We start from the raw sequence: 16,331 nt of genomic DNA on the forward strand, positions 1-16,331 counted from the left end.
CGACATAGGTATAGTGACACTTGGCACCCCCTCCGGTAATCAGCACATAAAAACATGGAAGAGCAAGAAGTAAATATTCTACTGGTAGAAGACGATGAGGTAGACATCATGAACGTGCAGCGCGCCTTCAAAAAAAACAACATCACCAACCCGCTGCACATCGCCAACAACGGTTTAGAAGCCCTGGAGAAGCTCCGGTCAAACAGCTTCCCCATGCCGCCCATCATCATTCTGGACATTAACATGCCCAAAATGAACGGCATAGAGTTTCTGCAGGAACTCCGCAAGGACCCTGAGTTGAACCGCATCAGCGTGTTTGTCATGACTACCTCCAATGAAGACAGCGACAAAATCAACGCCTACAACCTCAATGTGGCCGGGTATATTCTTAAGCCCTTATCATTTGAGAAGTTCATCACCTCGGTGGCCACCTTGAACCGATACTGGAAATTATGTGAGCGGCCTTAAGGAGAATACAAGAAATTGTGTATTTTTAACGCCCCCTCTACATTTTCTTGCCCAAAACTGCCTTGAAAACAAACCAAGCCCATATACTCTTAGTAGAGGACGATCCGATGGATGTAGCCGCTACCAAACGTGCTTTTCAGTCCCAGAACATTGAAAGCCCTATCCACGTTGCTGCCAACGGGAAAGTGGCCTTAGACATGTTGAAAGGGAGAGGCATGCCGGCGCTGCATCCTACGCCCCATATTATCCTGATAGATCTGAACATGCCGGAGATGGGCGGTATTGAGTTCCTGAAAGAACTCAGGAAAGATCCCGAGCTGAAAGCGTGTAGTGTTTTTGTCATGACCGGGCAGAATTCTGAGCAAAACGTGCTGGAAGCGTATAACCTCAATGTAGCTGGCTACATTGTAAAGCCCATCCAGTATGATTCTTTCCTGGAGGCTATTGCCACCCTTCACTCTTTCTGGAAATTAATTGAACTCCCCAACTAACGCCTTTCCCTTCATGGAGCCTGCGGTAAAACTGCTCATTGTAGATGACGATGAAGTAGACCGGATGATCATCAAACGATCGCTCCGGACGGCAAAAGTGGAGGCGACCATCACCAACGCGGCCTTCGGTTCAGAGGCCCTGGAAGCCGTTCAAAAGGATACCTTTGACTTCATTTTCATTGACTTCATGCTGCCCGACATGAACGGGCTGGAGCTGTTGCAGAAAATCAGGGAAAAAGGCATCACCACCCCGGTTCAGATTGTGACCTCGCAGGGCGATGAACGCATTGCCGTGGAAGCCATGAAAACCGGGGCTTCTGATTATCTGCCCAAGACCCTGCTCACTCCAGAGGGCATTTCCCAGAGCATCCGGACGGCCATCCGGCTGCACAAAATAGAGCAGGAACGGCTTCAGACGCAGGAGCAGCTGGCCACCACCCAGAAACAGCTGGACACCGTCATCAACGGGGCGCCCATCATCCTTTGGGCCGCTAACCAGAACGGCATCATCACCATGTCGCGCGGGAAAGGTCTCCCGCTCATTGGTAAAGTAGAGGCGCAGTCGGTGGGAATGTCGGTGTTTGACGTGTACAAAGACTACCCCATCGTGGTTAAGTGTGTCAGGAGAACGCTCAAAGGTAACCGTTCTACCTGTATGGTCAACATCCAGGGCGTTTGGTTTGACTGCCTTTTCCTCCCGCTCCGCAACGCCACCAATGAAGTGAACGGGATCATCGGCCTGTGCAACAACATTACCGAGCGCATCTTAATTGAAGAGGAGCTGAAAAGAGCCAAAGACGAGGCCCTGAGCATGGCTCAGGTGAAGGAACAGTTCCTGGCCAACATGAGCCACGAGATCAGGACCCCCATGAACGGGATTCTTGGTTTAACCGAAGTTTTGGCAAAAACCCCTCTAAACGATAGCCAAAAGGAATACCTGCAAGGCATCCATGCCTCGGCCAACAACCTGATGGTGATCATCAACGACCTGCTGGATTTCTCTAAAATTGAGGCGGGCAAGATTACGTTTGAGGTGATTCCCTTTGACCTGAAACAGGCCATCAAACAACTGCTGGACATTCTGGAGATCAAAGCCAAAGAGCGCCAGAACACCCTCAAACTACTCTTCGACCAGGATATTCCGCAGATGGTGGAGGGTGATCCGTTTAGGCTGAGCCAGATTCTGAACAACCTGCTGGGCAACGCACTTAAATTCACCGAGAAAGGCACCGTACGCCTGAACGTGGAGGTGATCTCGCAGGAAGAAAACCAGCTGTACCTGGAATTCACGGTGAAAGACACCGGCATCGGCATTCCGAAGGACAAGCTGGAAACCATCTTTGAGAAGTTTACCCAGGGCAGCAACGACACTACCCGCAAGTTTGGGGGCACGGGCCTGGGGCTGTCCATCGCCAAAGAACTCATTGAAGCCCAGGGCGGGCACATTGCCGTGGAGAGCACGCTGCACGTGGGCAGCACGTTCCGTTTTGTGCTTCCTTTCCGGAAAGTGGCCGCAAAACCCGAGCCTTCGTGCCAGGTTACATCCTCAGATCCTCACCACCAGAAAACGTTGCGCAACGCCCGCGTTCTACTGGCCGAGGACAACTCTGTGAACCAGATGCTGGTGAAAAAGGTGCTTCAAGACCATGAGGTGCAGGTCTGCGTGGTGAATAACGGACGCGAGGCCCTGGACAAACTCACCGAGGAACCGTTTGACCTGATTTTGATGGACATGCAGATGCCCGAGATGGATGGGTATGAAGCCATGTACCACATCCGGGAGAAAATGCCTACCCACCGGGATATTCCCATCATTGCGTTGACCGCGCACGCCACCCAGGGCGATTTCCAGAAGTGCCTTTCGGCGGGCGCCACCTCCTACGTATCCAAGCCGTTCAAGTCAGATGAGCTGGTGCTGGAGATCTCGGCTTTGCTGCAAAACAAGCAAACCAGGCCAGCCGCCAAACCCGCCACGGTGGAACCGGTGGTTTCTCCCCTTCCCACCGAGGTGGAGATTGACCTCACCTACCTGGAGAACTTCGCCAACGGGAGCGCCGAGTTCATGCGGGACATTCTGCAGCTTTTTATTGACCAGACCCCGAGGCTGGTAAAGGACCTGACGACTGCCGTTTCACAGGCGAACTGGGCCGAGACCCGCACGCTGGCGCACAAAATTAAACCATCTATTGCCCTGGTGGGCATTCAGGAACTGGAAGAGCTGAACGAAACCATTGAACAGTCTGCCTTGCACCACACCAATACCGAGCAGTTACCCGCATTGGCCCAGCAACTGGTAGAGCTGGTAGACCGCTCCATTCTGCAATTGAGAGTAGAACTGGCGAAACTGGAGAGCAAATTAGCGTAAAAGGGACAGCAGCCGTTTAGGGGCTGCTTTCCCGAAATCAGCCTCTAAACGCATCTAACCTGTCACCTTAACGCCATGCACACGCAACTTTTATCTTCCTTTGAAAAGCTGGAAAAGCAGCGGGAGGAGTTCAGTCAATGGGTGGAGAAAGCTCCGCCCCAGGCACAGCACCGTCAGCCAAGCGCAGACCAGTGGTCGGGGGCGCAGTTGTTGTATCACCTGGCCAAAGTAGATGAAATGGTGGTGTTGGGGCTGGAGAAAAGATTGGCCAGCAGCAAGCCGTTAAAGTCCCGCAAGCTGGGGACCAGGGTGCGCTCGTTCCTCCTGAATCTGTTCCTGCGTTTGCCCATCAAGTTCAAGGCGCCGGCCGCCGTGCGCGAGGTGCCCGAGCAAGTGGTCATCGCTGAGGTTATCCAAAACTGGAAGCAAACCCGCCATAGGTTGCAGGCCATTCTTTCGTCATTCCCCGAGGACCAGTTGCAGAAAGAGGTTTTCTTCCATCCGAGGTCCGGGATGATCACCCTGCCGCAGACGCTACGCTTCATATATGAGCACCATGAACACCACCGGCGGCAGATGCATCGGCTTCTTTCTTAGCTTCCCTTTCTTATCTTTGCAGCCCTTTTGCAGAAAAACTGCGTACTTACTTTAGCTTAACTGACAGTACCCTCCCATGGCTGAATCCACCCCCTCCAAAGAAAACTTCATGCGCGAAGCCATCCGGCTATCCATTGAGAAAATGAAAGAAGGCAAAGGCGGTCCGTTTGGGGCAGTGGTGGTGAAAGACGGCCAGATCATTGCCCGGGGCTTCAACAACGTGACCTCCAGCAATGACCCCACGGCCCACGCCGAGGTAGACGCCATCCGGAAAGCCTGCCAAACGCTAGGCACGTTCCAACTCACCGGCTGCGAACTCTACACCAGCTGCGAGCCCTGCCCCATGTGCTTAGGCGCTATCTACTGGGCCCGCCCTGATAAAGTGTACTACGGCAACACCAAAGCAGACGCCGCCGCCATCGGGTTTGACGATGCCTTCATCTACGAAGAGCTGGAACTCCCCCTCCACGCCCGTTCCCTCACCATGGAACAACTCCTGCCCGAAGAAGCCCTACTCGGCTTCAAAGAGTGGGAAAAACACGAAGGCCGCACGGAGTATTGATTGCTGATTGCTGATTGTTGATTGTTGGCTCGTGGATGTTGCTTGTTACGCACTGATTTTGTTAGGCATCTACAAATTAACCTAACAAAACTGGCGCGAGTTTATAACTCGTGCCTCAGGATGACGGGGAGTCTCCAGACTCCCCTCGCTGCCCGGCAGCGAAAACGGACCAGCTGATCAATCCAGCCCCAAACGACCTCCCTGGTTTTAGTATCCTTTTCCAGAAACAAGCCCCAAACCCTTGCAGGGTAGGGTGCACAGCTTTTAGCGCACATCTTCCGTAGTTAGAAGCGTACAAAACGTTGACCCTATGGAAAAGAACCTGTCTCCTCTTCTGAGCGGCCTCGCGCTTCTCTTTCTTTTCTCCGCCTGCGGAGGCAACAACACCGACTCGTATGTGAAAGCCCCCGGCGGGGAGAAAACTACCAAGACCAAAGTCCTGGAGGCGGGAGCCGATCTGCTGCAGAAGAAAACGCCGCTCTCTAAAATAGACGCGTACCTCAACGGTTTCCACTTCTACAACGGCAACCTGCAGGGCCAGATGGAGGCGCACCACTACGTCACGCAACTCAACGAAGACCTGCACCAGGCGGTGATGTATGACGGCAACGGCCCTAACTCCAAATTGATGGGCGTGGAATACATCATCTCCGAAAAACTCTTTAAAACCCTGCCCCTGGAGGAACGCAAGCTCTGGCACAGCCACCACCATGAGGTAAAATCGGGGACGCTCATAGCCCCGGGCATCCCGGAGGTGGCCGAGCACGAGCTCATGGAGAAACTGGTGAGCACCTACGGCAAAATCTTCCACACCTGGCACACCGATCGCGACCTGGAACTTCCGCTGGGCAGCCCCATGCTCATGATGGGCTTCACCAAAGACGGCCAGCTGAACCAGGAACTGGTCACCGACCGCGACAAGCGCTTCAACGTCTCCTCACAAGAGAAACGCAAACAGCGCGAAGACATTCCCATGCCCCAGGTAATAGAAGGAGCCAATGCCTGGGAGAAAGGTGACATACGACAATTGCAGTTCACCAACAACTACAACGCACCCGAACACCAGCACTGACGCTTTCGGCCTGTTTTCTGAAAAGTAGCTTAAAAGCAGCGCCTACCTGGGTTCGTAAATTCTGAACTCGCCGCTGCAATGCAGCAGACTCATGAGGTACAGCAAGCCGCCGTAATAGCGGTCGCCTACGGTATGCGGCACCGGCAACTGCCAGAGCGCCTCCACAAACTCTTTGGCCACCGGATGGGTGGCGGCCAAACTCACCACGGCGTTGGTGGAGACCAGACCAGCGGCGTGGCTGTTCCCTACTTTCTTGCCGTCCAGGCTGTAGATGTTGCCGTACGTGGTAAGCCCCTCCCCCGCAAAGAAGGTTTGGATGCGGTTGCTCAACTCCGGTTCCCGCGGGTCTTTCCGCCACCAGGCCCAGTCCACGCTCCAGTTCATGGCCGTGCGCTAGGAATCATAGGCGAATAGGTGCGAGTTGGGGTTGAAGTGCGTAGTGACTGGTTTCCCGTCAAAGTGGGCGTAATCTGGAGCTAAACCGGTGGCAGGATGCGTGGCTTTCTGAAAGTAGGCGCGGCTGGTGTCAGCGGCGGCGGCCCAGAACGATCGGTCGGCTTCAGGTCCCCATAAGGCCCAGAGTTCATAGAAAGCGGGCAGATGATAAGAGGGATCGGTGAACTTTCGGCCCGGGTTTGTGGGTACGAACAGAATCATCTTATGTTCTTCGTTCACCATCGGGCCACTTACCTGCGGTCCGAACTTGGTTTGGCCGGACACTTCAGGGTGGTGGCGCATGGTGGTGAGGATTTTATTTGCCCAAGCTTTGTAGTCGTAGATTCCCTCGCCGTTGCCCCATCTGCCCGACGCGAAGTACAGAGCCGTCACAAAGTATTCCTCGCCATCGGGCGCGGGGCCTTCTGAGTTGCGCGTACCATCGGGTTTAGTAGACCACGCAAAATACCCTTCCGACGGATGCCCGGGGGTGTCTACATACATGTGTGTCATGGCATAATTCCAGAACGCATCAAACTCGGCCTTCTGGTCCAGCTGCACCGCAATCATCATCCCGTAAGACATGCCTTCGCTGCGCACGTCTTTGTTGTAGACATCGTAAATGTAGGCCAGCGGCCCCCGCTCGTTCTTGCCCGCGGTAAAGTAAATGGCCTGCGTTGCAGAATCGCCGTGGAAAAGTTGCTGGTATCCTTTCTTTATCTTTTCCTTGATTTCCTGCGCTGAATGTCCGTTCTCCTGGAAGAGATTGCGGTAGCTTTTGGTGGCGTAGGCGCCTTTACCAGTAGTGGCCGTTTGGCTGGTCTGCGAAGCGAGATTTCCTTTGGGCGCGCACGAATTCAGGACTCCCGCAAAGGCCAAAGCCGTGACGGAGAACTGCACAAGTACTTTCAAGCGGGAGGAAGCGGTGGCTTTCATGATTTATCTGGCAGGTGAAAGGTTTGCAAGGTTATCAGGAAAGATACTCCATATTATTCTAACGGAAAGACGTCAAGTACACCAGTTAAGAACTTTCATCGGCTCGTGTTAGACCTTTATGAGCGCCGAGCCTTGCGTAAAGGTCTACTTCGTTCGCCCACACGTTCCCTTCAGGAGAATAAATAGGTTACGTTTATTTCCGTTTGGAGCCCGTTTTACCAGAAACTGCCCCAAAACAAAAGCCCCGCACCAAGTGGTGCGGGGCTTTCTATAATTCTACTGCTGGTCTTCTTAAACGAACAACCAACAATTAGCAATCAAACAATTAATTACCGGCGGCCCATCATGCTGCCCAGCTTGGCCAGACCGCCTTTGGTGCCGGCCATTTTGTTCATGCTACGCATCATTTTGCGCATGTCGTTGAACTGCTTCATGAGGTTGTTCACCTGCTGGATGTTAGTGCCTGAGCCTTTCGCGATCCGGTTCCGGCGGCTGCCACTGATCATATCTGGGTTCTGGCGCTCTTCTTTGGTCATGGACTTGATGATGGCTTCAATTGGTTTGAAGGCGCTTTCGTCAATCTCCACGTCTTTCAGCATTTTGCTCACGCCCGGGATCATGCCCACCAGGTCTTTGATATCGCCCATCCGCTTGATCTGCTCCAGCTGCGACAGGAAGTCATCGAAGTTGAACTGGTTTTTGCGGATGTTCTTGTTGATCCGTTTGGCTTCGTCCTCGTCAAAGGTTTGCTGGGCGCGCTCCACCAGGGAGATTACGTCACCCATGCCCAGGATACGTTGCGCCATCCGGTCGGGGTAGAACAGGTCCAGGGCTTCCATTTTCTCACCAGTGGAGATAAACTTGATGGGTTTCTCTACCACGGCTCTGATGGAAAGGGCCGCTCCACCACGGGAGTCACCATCCAGCTTGGTCAACACCACGCCATCAAAGTTGATGCGTTCGTTGAAGGTTTTAGCGGTGTTCACGGCATCCTGACCGGTCATGGAGTCTACCACAAACAAGGTCTCGGTTGGCTTGATGGCCTCCTTGATGTTGTAGATTTCCTTCATCATGGCCTCGTCTACGGCCAAACGACCGGCGGTGTCAATGATGACTACTTTCTTGCCAGTTTTCTTGGCGTGCTCCACGGCGTTACGGGCAATGGAAACCGGGTCTTTGGACTCGCGCTCGGCGTAGAACTCCACGCCTACCTGCTCGGCCAGCACGTTCAGCTGGTCAATAGCGGCGGGGCGGTACACGTCACAGGCGGCCACCAAAACGCCTTTTCCCTGTCTTTTCAGGAAATTGGCCAGTTTACCGGTGAACGTGGTTTTACCGGAACCTTGCAGACCGGCAATGAGCACAATGGCGGGAGAGCCGTTGATATTGATGTCTTTTTTCTCGCCACCCATCAGCTCGGTGAGCTCCTCGTGCACGATCTTCACCATCAGCTGGCCCGGTGACACGGCAATCAGAACGTCACGGCCCATGGCCTCGTCCTTGATCTTGTCGGTCACGGTTTTGGCCACCTTGTAGTTCACGTCGGCATCCACCAGGGCGCGGCGCACTTCTTTGATGGTCTGGGCAACGTTGATCTCGGTGATGCTGCCTTGGCCTTTCAAGGTCTTGAAGGCACGGTCCAGCTTGGTACTTAAATTCTCAAACATGTGGGATATATGACTGAGTTAGCTATTTACAAGAATTGACAAAGACAAAAATACGCAGAATTTGCGGAAGTTCACCATCTTTTAGCCAGAGGTACGTATATTCGGACTTAACTATACAGTTGCTTACGGGAATTCTGTTTTTGTGCTTTTTTGCGTAAAACACCCCTAAAACGGTTTCCGTTCGCTCTGTCGCATCAATTACCTGTAGACCATTAGCTTTTGAAATCAACTGGCCCACATACCACCCGGCAAGCTTTACTGATTACCTATTACTGGCCCCCTTCCGGCGGAGCCGGAGTACAGCGTTGCCTTAAATTTGTGAAGCACCTGCCCGAGTTTGGCGTGAAACCCACCGTGATCACCGTTGATGCCCAGCAGGCCTCGTACCCAGTGCTAGACCAGACGCTGCAAGCCGAGGTTCCCGCCGAGGTCCGCGTGATACGGACGGCCACCCGCGAGCCGTTTGAATTCTACAAAAAGCTGACGGGCAAGAAAGACATCCCCTTCGGGGGATTTGCCAATACCGGGCAGGAAAGTTGGAAACAGAAGCTGTTCAAGTTCCTGCGGGGCAACCTGTTCATCCCAGATCCGCGCGTGGGCTGGAACAGCTTTGCGTTCGCCGCCGCCAAAAAAGTTATTCAGGAACAGCAGATCAAGGCCATTGTGACCTCAAGTCCGCCCCACTCCACGCAGCTCATCGGTCTTAAACTGAAAAAAAAGCTGGGCCTGCGGTGGATTGCCGACATGCGCGACCCCTGGACCGATATCTATTATTACGCTGACTTGAACCACACCGCCCTGGCTCAGAAACTGGACGCCAAGTACGAGCGCGAGGTGCTGGAGCACGCCGATGCCGTGGTGGTGGTGTCTGAGGACATGAAGCGTCTGTTCCTGAACAAATCCACCACCATTGACCCGAAGAAGATCCACGTGATCCCGAACGGGTATGATGAGGCCGATTTCGTGCATCCGTCCACGCCTTCGTCTGAGGAGTTCATCATCACCTACACCGGCACGCTCACCGAGGCCTACAACGTGATCGGGTTCTTTCAGGCACTCTGTGAAACCATGACCCGCAACCCGCTCATGCGCTACAAGCTGCGGTTCGTGGGCAAAGTATCAGCGGAGATCAGAAAACAGATTGAGGAAGCCGGCTTGCCTTTGATCACCGAGTACATTGACTACGTACCGCACGAACAGTCCATCAAATACCTCATGGCCAGTACCATTCTGTTCATGGCCATTCCGGATGTGCCCAACAACTTCGGGATACTGACCGGCAAGCTGTTTGAGTATTTGGCTTCCAACAAACCCATTATGTGCATCGGGCCCATTCACGGCGACGTGGACAAGATACTGGATGAGTGTGGGGCCGGTCGGGTGTTCCATTACTCTGGCTACGAGCTGATGCTGGATTACCTCATGCAGATGAGCAAAAGCTGGAAAGTGAACCACAACCTGGATCTGCCTTTCATCAACTACACCCAGTACTCCCGCCGCTCGCTCACCGAGCAATTGGCCAAACTGATTGGCAACTAAAGCGTTTCCGTTTCGGGGCTGTTTTCCGGAAAACAGCCCCGAAACCTATACCAGAACCGGAAAGAGCTTCGTTTTCTCCCCGTGAACATCATTTTTGACTACGTCCTTTTCCATTTCCAGCGCCTCTACCACCTGCCTTCTCCCTTGGAGATAGGTTACGGGTTAGACGGCCGAAGCCGGGTTCAGGTCACCTCCACCACCAGCACCTTCTTTGAACGGCAGCAAGCCAAACCAGTGCAGACCGTCTGGAAAGACTGGCAGGGCACCAACCTCACCCTCTTCTTTGATGAAACCCCCGATCAACCCTGGTTTACCCAAACTGAGCAGGGCCACGTGGTGGTGCACTATGATCTGGTAGCCTCGGCATTTTACCTGTTGAGCGGCTGGCAGGAATTCTACGGCCCCGAACGGGATCAATTCGGCCGCTACCCCTACAAAGCCTCGCAGCAGGCCCGGCACCGCTTCATCACCAAACCGCTGGTTAATTATTACCTCGATATTCTGCGCGAAGCTGTTTCCCTCGCCTACGGACAAGAGATCAAACCTAAGCTTTGGCACGGAAAACCGTTTGCCACCTGCCTCACGCATGACATTGATTTCTGCCAGAGTGCCTGGAAAGTGGCCGGGAAACCGGCGCTCAAAAAAGGAAATCTTGGCTTATTCCTGAAGCTGGCGCAGCAAAAGCTTGCGGGTAAGGACGCCTGGTTTAACCTGCCACAGGTAGAACACGAACTGACGCAACTGAACGCCAAAGGCACCTTCTTTTTCCTGCCCGAGTCCGCACCCTATGACGGCCACCCCAATGCCGACTATGACGTTTTAAGCCAGGAAATCCAAAAAGAGATCAAAAGGATCTCGGCTGCCGGGCATGAGATTGGGCTACACGGCAGCCACGGCACCGGTACCAACGCCCGGCAACTGCAAGCTGAGCGCGACAAACTTCCCGCCGACGTTAAGGGAAACCGTTTCCATTACCTACGTTTTGATCCGGTGAAAACCCCGGCCCTGCTGGAGGAACTGAACTTCGCGTATGACAGCACCCTGGGGTTCCCCGAGCACTTCGGGTTCCGGAACAGCTATTGTCATCCGTTCAGGCTGTTCAACTTCAAGGAGCGGCGGATGCTGCCGGTCTGGGAAGTACCGCTGAATCTGATGGACGTGACCCTGAATCACCCCAATTACCTGCAACTGTCCCCCGCCGAAGTCATGCCCGCCCTAACGCCCATGCTGGAGGAGATCATCCGGTTTGGCGGGGTGTTCACCTTGCTGTGGCACAATGAGAATTTCAGTGACTACGGTTTGTCAGCAGGAAGGCCGCTTTTTCAGGAGATCACCCGTTTTCTCCAGAACCGCGAGACGTGTTTCCTGACCGCGGGTGAAGTGATTGGGTTGACGGAGTAGTAGTCGGTGGCCATTCATTTTTAAGCGGCATAGCGAAAGCCACGGGAGAAGCTGCTATTTTTGTTTTTCGGGCCGAGGCTGTTTAGGGCCTGGTTTCCAGAAATCAGCCCCAAAACGCCGCACGCACTCCATGGATGTCATCCGCAAGCAGAGTTATCTGAACACCGTCATCTCCACCGTGGGAATGGTGATTGGCTACCTGAATACTGTTTTTGTTCTCCCCTATTTCCTAGACGATACGCAAGTGGGACTCACCCGTTTTTTGATGGCTGTTTCTCCGGTATTCGCGCAATTTGCCGCCTTGGGGTTCACCAACACCAGCGCCCGCTATTTCCCCTACTTCCGAGACCGCGACAAGCAGCACAACGGCTTTCTGTTCCTGATGCTGGCCATCCCCATGCTGGGTTTTGGGGTGGTCACGGTGCTGTTCCTCTTCCTGAAACCCGTCGTATTTGACTTGTACCGGGTTACCTCGCCTTTGGCGGTGGATTATTATTATTACATCATCCCGCTCAGCTTTTTCACGCTGCTGTTCCTGCTGCTGGATGCCTACCTGCGTTCGCTCTACAAAACCATCGTGCAGACCTTCCTCCAGGATTTTATGGTGCGCGTGCTCACCATGGCCTGCGCCGCCCTCTTCTACTGGGGCTGGATCGATTTTCAGGGGTTTGTCATTCTGTTTATTGCCGCTAATTCCTGTACGGCCTTCATCTGCATTGTGTACCTGCTTTGGTTGCGGCAGTTCTTTGTGAAGCCGGGCCGGAACATGTTTCAGATTGTGCCCATCAAAGAAGTGGTGCAGTACGGCTTGTACGCATTCCTGGGCAACATCTCCAGCACCATCATCACCTTCACCGACACCGCCATGATCATGGCCTACCGCGGCCTGTCTGATGTGGCCTATTATACCACCGGATACTTTATCACCAGTGCCATCCTGGTGCCCTACCGGTCCATGAACAAGATTCTGAGTCCGCAGGTAGCTGATCTCTTCAAGCAGCAGGACATGTCGGCGCTCCGCAAACTGTACAAGAACATGACGCGCGTGAACCTGCTCATCGGGTTGCTGCTGTTTCTGGGGATCTGGGGCAACGTAGACAATATCTTCGCGCTAATGCCGGAGGAATACAGCGCCGGCCGCTACGTGATTTTGTTCATGGGCATCGCGCGCATCTTCGAGCTGGCCACTGGCCTGAACGCCATGATCCTGGTCACCTCCCACAAATACCGCTACGACCTGATTCTGAACATCCTGATGGTGACGCTCGTCATCTTCACCAACTACCTGCTCATTCCGCCCTACGGCATCAGCGGGGCCGCCTTCGCCTCCATGCTCGTGTTTATCCTGATTAATGTATTCCGGGTCGCGTTTGTGGGCTACTTTTTTAAAATGCAGCCCTTTGGGTGGGACTCCCTGCTGCTGCTGCTCATTGCCGGAGTGGCGTATCTGGCTTCTTGGCTGCTGCCGCAATTGCCAAATTTAGTGCTGGATATTGCCGTGCGTTCAATCCTAATCACCGTTGTATACGGAGGGTTAGCGGTAGGATTGAAAGTCTCCCCCGAGCTGAATAACGGGATACAGAAGACCTTGCACCGGAGATAATTCATTATAGATACCTATTCTAAACTCAAGGGATAATTACACATTAATCATTTGTATTTACCTCAGGCTCGTGTATATTACTACTTCTTAATATTTAAATTTAACATTATATTCAAAGGGAAATTGGTATCCTGCATTCATCTCTCTAAATGAAAAAAATCTACATTTTATTGGTTACCCTCTTAACTGTTGCTTCTCCTTCCTTTTCCCAAACTACCGTTGAAAAATTAATTGCCTATTTCCCCTTTGATGGAAACGCAAGAGATGTGAGCGGTAATGGCTACCATGCTACGGTAAGAGGAGCCACATTAACAACGGATAGGTTTAACAGGCCCAACAGTGCCTATTCCTTTGACGGCCAAAATGACAATATTATCATTCCAAGCAGTTTTGATCTACTGCCCAAGACCATCAGCTTCTGGTTTAATGCCGCCACCATTGACGCTTTTTCCAGGGTGTTGTATGTCTCTGATAATCCTGCTCTGAATTATGGAATTACTGCCATTGAAGTCAAAACGTTAGATGACGTGCCAAAACTCATCACCCATATCACCAGTTCCAGAGACACTGCGACCATAACTTCTGATGCCTGGTTTTTCTTTACGATTACCATCAATACAGATTCCACCCACTTCTACATGAATGGTGAGAAACTGAAAAGTAGAGTCAGGACCGGTTACCCTAAATCAAACACGGGCGTTCCCCAGACCTTTGTGGGGTCCCACAGACAAGGAGATACTCCAAGCCTCTATTTTCATGGCAAGATAGATGATGTAAAAATCTACAACAAAGAAATGACAAAGCAGGAGGTTAAAGCCGCCTATGATATGCTTTCCATTGATCTTGGCCCGGATTTCTGCTTAAGAACCGGACAAGTCAGAAGTCTATCGGCCCCAGGTTTTACGAGTTATAGGTGGAGCACCGGCTCTTCAGAACCGGTGTTACGGGTGAATCAACCTGGTAAATACACCCTTACCGCTACTGATCAATATGGCAACCGATACTTTGATGAAATTCAGGTATCTGACTGTCCTCAACCAGACTTTACCTACACCTTTGACTGTAAAACCAACAGTTTCAGATTTGAGCCGATCCTCAATTTCCCGTATGATCGGTTTCACTGGAAACTGGATAATCTGGTGATACCCAATAACACCTCTCCTACCCACCAATTCTCCAGGGAAGGGCAACAATACGTTACTCTGAATGTCTACCAGGATGGAGAAGAGTTCGCGGTAACTAAGACCCTGGACTACACGAAAAGTGTAACCCCTTACTTAGGCAGGGACACCATCCTGTGCACAGACAAGGCGTTCACCCTAACCCCAGACGTTTTACCCGGCACTACCTTACGTTGGTCAAACGGAACCACAGGATCTTCTTTGAATGTCACCGCTGGAGGAACGTACTGGGTAGAGGCCACAAGGGGTGATTGTACTTTCAGGGACGAGGTCAAGATTGAGTTCAGCAATCCCTTCTCTATCCATCTTGGGCAGGACACCACCTTATGTGAAGGCTCATCGGTACTGTTTGACCCCAAAGCTCCAATGGATGCTACTGTGAAGTGGTCTGATGGTTCTTCCGGCCCCACTCTGCAGGTGAACAAGGCAGGAACTTACTGGGTGGAAGTACAGCGCGGGGCTTGTACCGAACGAGATGAGGTACTGGTCACTTATTGTACAATTGATCTGTTTATCCCCAACATATTCACGCCTAACGCTGACGGGCTGAATGATAGCTTTTTTGTGAGGGGGCTGCTCTCTGAGAGTGCTAACAATGGAACCGAATGGGAATTAACCGTCTTTAACCGCTGGGGAGGACAGGTGTACCACAACCGAAACTACAAAAATGATTGGGACGGCGGAAAGCTTAAAGAAGGCTCCTATTTTTACCTTTTAGCTAACAAGGATCAGAAGAAAAACTACAAAGGCTATGTGGAAATTCTGCGCTAAGCAGTTCCATTCTCAGCATGATTAGCCCTTTACATATAAGCTTGTTTAAGCAGTTCTATTATCTGCCTATTAAAATTAGAAAGTTAGTTGATGAACTGATCCAGATTGCAAAGATAAAGTGCCGTGATAAAGTTTACGAGCATCTCGTTAATTTCAGAGCGGTCCTATCATTAACAGGAAGCTACGACCGCTTTAGCAATTGTTGGAGTAATAAGTGCAATTCCTTTTCTCTTCTTTCTTCCCGATAACGAAGGGCAATTTGCTGTCTTGCATTTTCGGCAAGTTTTGGGGAATTTGAGCGTAAAGCATCTTTTAATAAATGCTCTAATAAAACCGTATCCTGTTTCTCTAGAACGAAGCCGCTATCACCAATAATTACAGGCATTCCCCCTACTCCGCTAACTACCGGAACGCACCCGCACAGCATGCTTTCGCTTAGAGCGTTGGGAAACCCTTCAGATAGGGAAAGCTGCATGTAAAAGGTATGGGCACTGTACACCAATTTAAGATCGGCCAAAGGCATTTTAGGGAGCAGCTTTACATTGGCAGGTTGGTTGGGGAACCTGAAACCGTCTGGCGCGCCTACAATCGTGAAGGTGGCCTCCGGCATTCTGGCGGCCACTTCCAGCATCAAATCTAATCCTTTCAGGCGCTGGGTAAAACGCATGTCCAGCCCGGCACAAACGGTCAGAAAAGTGTTTGGCTGACGGACCACCGCTGCATCTGGCTTCCAGAACGAGGCGTCATATCCGTTGTAAATGACGGTGTGCGGCGTCTTTAGCCCAGGGCAGTGAAAACGGAATCCCTGGTGGGGAAAATCATTTGGTTGATAAGTATAGTCCTGCCACACCAGTTTCTCGTGTACCGGCGCAATGTGGGCCGCCATCTGGTAAGACCAGCGGGCGAATCGCCCCAGCAGCGCATTCGCGAACACGCCATAGCCAATGCTGGGGAAAGCCACACAGTCGGTGCCGCCTGCCACAATCAGACAGGGTTTTGAGGCTAGTTTCCCGAAAAGGGCCGGTAAAAAGGAATGGTACCCGGCAAACATGCAGATCAGCGCATCGGCTTGCCAGATGTGACGGAGAAGGAAGAGCACCTGACCTAACCAGACCAATGGCGTTTGCCACTTTTTCTTCGGCAGAAAACCTTGGTGGCGTACTTCGTATTGCTGCTCCATCAGCCGCAGATCTTTCACCACAAAAGATGACTGCGCAGGATAGAAGTACAGCAAAACAGGTTT

General features: G+C 52.3%; 14 protein-coding genes. 10 read left to right on the top strand and 4 right to left on the bottom strand.

The annotated features are described in order from the left end of the window. Positions 1-54: 54 nt before the first annotated feature. The 6 genes from H7U12_RS00455 to H7U12_RS00480 all read left to right on the top strand — a co-directional run bounded on the left by H7U12_RS00455 (position 55) and on the right by H7U12_RS00480 (position 5,555). Positions 55-468 carry a response regulator gene (locus H7U12_RS00455; RefSeq protein WP_186631197.1) on the top strand — a complete coding sequence of 138 codons (414 nt, stop codon included), beginning with the start codon at positions 55-57 and terminating at the stop codon, positions 466-468. 62 nt (positions 469-530) lie between these two features. Then, on the top strand, positions 531-959 hold the full coding sequence (locus tag H7U12_RS00460; protein WP_241748997.1) for a response regulator: 429 nt from the start codon (positions 531-533) through the stop codon (positions 957-959). 13 nt (positions 960-972) lie between these two features. Beyond that, complete coding sequence (locus H7U12_RS00465) at positions 973-3,324, top strand: hybrid sensor histidine kinase/response regulator (protein WP_186631200.1); 2,352 nt, start codon at positions 973-975, stop codon at positions 3,322-3,324. 75 nt (positions 3,325-3,399) lie between these two features. Then, positions 3,400-3,921: a DinB family protein gene (locus tag H7U12_RS00470; RefSeq protein ID WP_186631202.1), complete on the top strand. Its 522-nt coding sequence runs from the start codon at positions 3,400-3,402 to the stop codon at positions 3,919-3,921. A gap of 76 nt (positions 3,922-3,997) precedes the next feature. Then, complete coding sequence (locus tag H7U12_RS00475; RefSeq protein WP_241748998.1) at positions 3,998-4,483, top strand: nucleoside deaminase; 486 nt, start codon at positions 3,998-4,000, stop codon at positions 4,481-4,483. 310 nt (positions 4,484-4,793) lie between these two features. Beyond that, positions 4,794-5,555: an OBAP family protein gene (locus tag H7U12_RS00480; protein WP_186631204.1), complete on the top strand. Its 762-nt coding sequence runs from the start codon at positions 4,794-4,796 to the stop codon at positions 5,553-5,555. 42 nt (positions 5,556-5,597) lie between these two features. Here the strand turns inward: H7U12_RS00480 and H7U12_RS22420 are convergent, their stop codons facing one another. From H7U12_RS22420 to ffh, 3 genes are all read right to left on the bottom strand, one after another. Further along, positions 5,598-5,939, bottom strand: coding sequence for a hypothetical protein (locus tag H7U12_RS22420; RefSeq protein WP_206683840.1), 342 nt, complete (start codon positions 5,937-5,939; stop codon positions 5,598-5,600). 9 nt (positions 5,940-5,948) lie between these two features. Continuing rightward, positions 5,949-6,926 carry a glycosyl hydrolase family 8 gene (locus H7U12_RS00485; RefSeq protein ID WP_206683841.1) on the bottom strand — a complete coding sequence of 326 codons (978 nt, stop codon included), beginning with the start codon at positions 6,924-6,926 and terminating at the stop codon, positions 5,949-5,951. Positions 6,927-7,255: 329 nt separating this feature from the next. Next, positions 7,256-8,593 carry a signal recognition particle protein gene (gene ffh, locus H7U12_RS00490; RefSeq protein ID WP_186631206.1) on the bottom strand — a complete coding sequence of 446 codons (1,338 nt, stop codon included), beginning with the start codon at positions 8,591-8,593 and terminating at the stop codon, positions 7,256-7,258. A 219-nt stretch (positions 8,594-8,812) separates the two neighbouring features. On the opposite strand from ffh, the gene H7U12_RS00495 reads away from it, so the two are divergent. The 4 genes from H7U12_RS00495 (at position 8,813) to H7U12_RS00510 (ending at position 15,088) form a co-directional block, all read left to right on the top strand. Then, on the top strand, positions 8,813-10,132 hold the full coding sequence (locus tag H7U12_RS00495) for a glycosyltransferase family 4 protein (RefSeq protein ID WP_186631207.1): 1,320 nt from the start codon (positions 8,813-8,815) through the stop codon (positions 10,130-10,132). A gap of 81 nt (positions 10,133-10,213) precedes the next feature. Next, positions 10,214-11,533, top strand: a complete 1,320-nt coding sequence (locus H7U12_RS00500) for a polysaccharide deacetylase family protein (RefSeq protein WP_186631209.1) — start codon at positions 10,214-10,216, stop codon at positions 11,531-11,533. 130 nt (positions 11,534-11,663) lie between these two features. Further along, positions 11,664-13,136 (top strand): lipopolysaccharide biosynthesis protein, encoded by a 1,473-nt coding sequence (locus tag H7U12_RS00505; RefSeq protein WP_186631211.1) that lies wholly within the window; start codon positions 11,664-11,666, stop codon positions 13,134-13,136. A 149-nt stretch (positions 13,137-13,285) separates the two neighbouring features. Beyond that, positions 13,286-15,088, top strand: coding sequence for a T9SS type B sorting domain-containing protein (locus tag H7U12_RS00510; protein WP_186631213.1), 1,803 nt, complete (start codon positions 13,286-13,288; stop codon positions 15,086-15,088). Positions 15,089-15,269: 181 nt separating this feature from the next. Here H7U12_RS00510 and H7U12_RS00515 read toward each other — a convergent pair whose 3' ends face one another. Further along, positions 15,270-16,268, bottom strand: a complete 999-nt coding sequence (locus tag H7U12_RS00515; RefSeq protein WP_206683842.1) for a glycosyltransferase family 4 protein — start codon at positions 16,266-16,268, stop codon at positions 15,270-15,272. Positions 16,269-16,331: the final 63 nt, after the last annotated feature.

The sequence above is a fragment of the Rufibacter sediminis genome (assembly GCF_014269285.1).
Taxonomy (GTDB): Bacteria; Bacteroidota; Bacteroidia; order Cytophagales; family Hymenobacteraceae; genus Nibribacter; species Nibribacter sediminis.

Bases quoted from the DNA above. Each gene is read 5' to 3' on its own strand.
- H7U12_RS00455 (WP_186631197.1), top strand. From the start codon at position 55: ATGGAAGAGCAAGAAGTAAATATTCTACTGGTAGAAGACGATGAGGTA.
- H7U12_RS00465 (WP_186631200.1), top strand. From the start codon at position 973: ATGGAGCCTGCGGTAAAACTGCTCATTGTAGATGACGATGAAGTAGAC.
- H7U12_RS00470 (WP_186631202.1), top strand. From the start codon at position 3,400: ATGCACACGCAACTTTTATCTTCCTTTGAAAAGCTGGAAAAGCAGCGG.
- H7U12_RS00475 (WP_241748998.1), top strand. From the start codon at position 3,998: ATGGCTGAATCCACCCCCTCCAAAGAAAACTTCATGCGCGAAGCCATC.
- H7U12_RS00480 (WP_186631204.1), top strand. From the start codon at position 4,794: ATGGAAAAGAACCTGTCTCCTCTTCTGAGCGGCCTCGCGCTTCTCTTT.
- H7U12_RS22420 (WP_206683840.1), bottom strand. From the start codon at position 5,939: ATGAACTGGAGCGTGGACTGGGCCTGGTGGCGGAAAGACCCGCGGGAA.
- H7U12_RS00485 (WP_206683841.1), bottom strand. From the start codon at position 6,926: ATGAAAGCCACCGCTTCCTCCCGCTTGAAAGTACTTGTGCAGTTCTCC.
- ffh (WP_186631206.1), bottom strand. From the start codon at position 8,593: ATGTTTGAGAATTTAAGTACCAAGCTGGACCGTGCCTTCAAGACCTTG.
- H7U12_RS00505 (WP_186631211.1), top strand. From the start codon at position 11,664: ATGGATGTCATCCGCAAGCAGAGTTATCTGAACACCGTCATCTCCACC.
- H7U12_RS00510 (WP_186631213.1), top strand. From the start codon at position 13,286: ATGAAAAAAATCTACATTTTATTGGTTACCCTCTTAACTGTTGCTTCT.
- H7U12_RS00515 (WP_206683842.1), bottom strand. From the start codon at position 16,268: ATGGAGCAGCAATACGAAGTACGCCACCAAGGTTTTCTGCCGAAGAAA.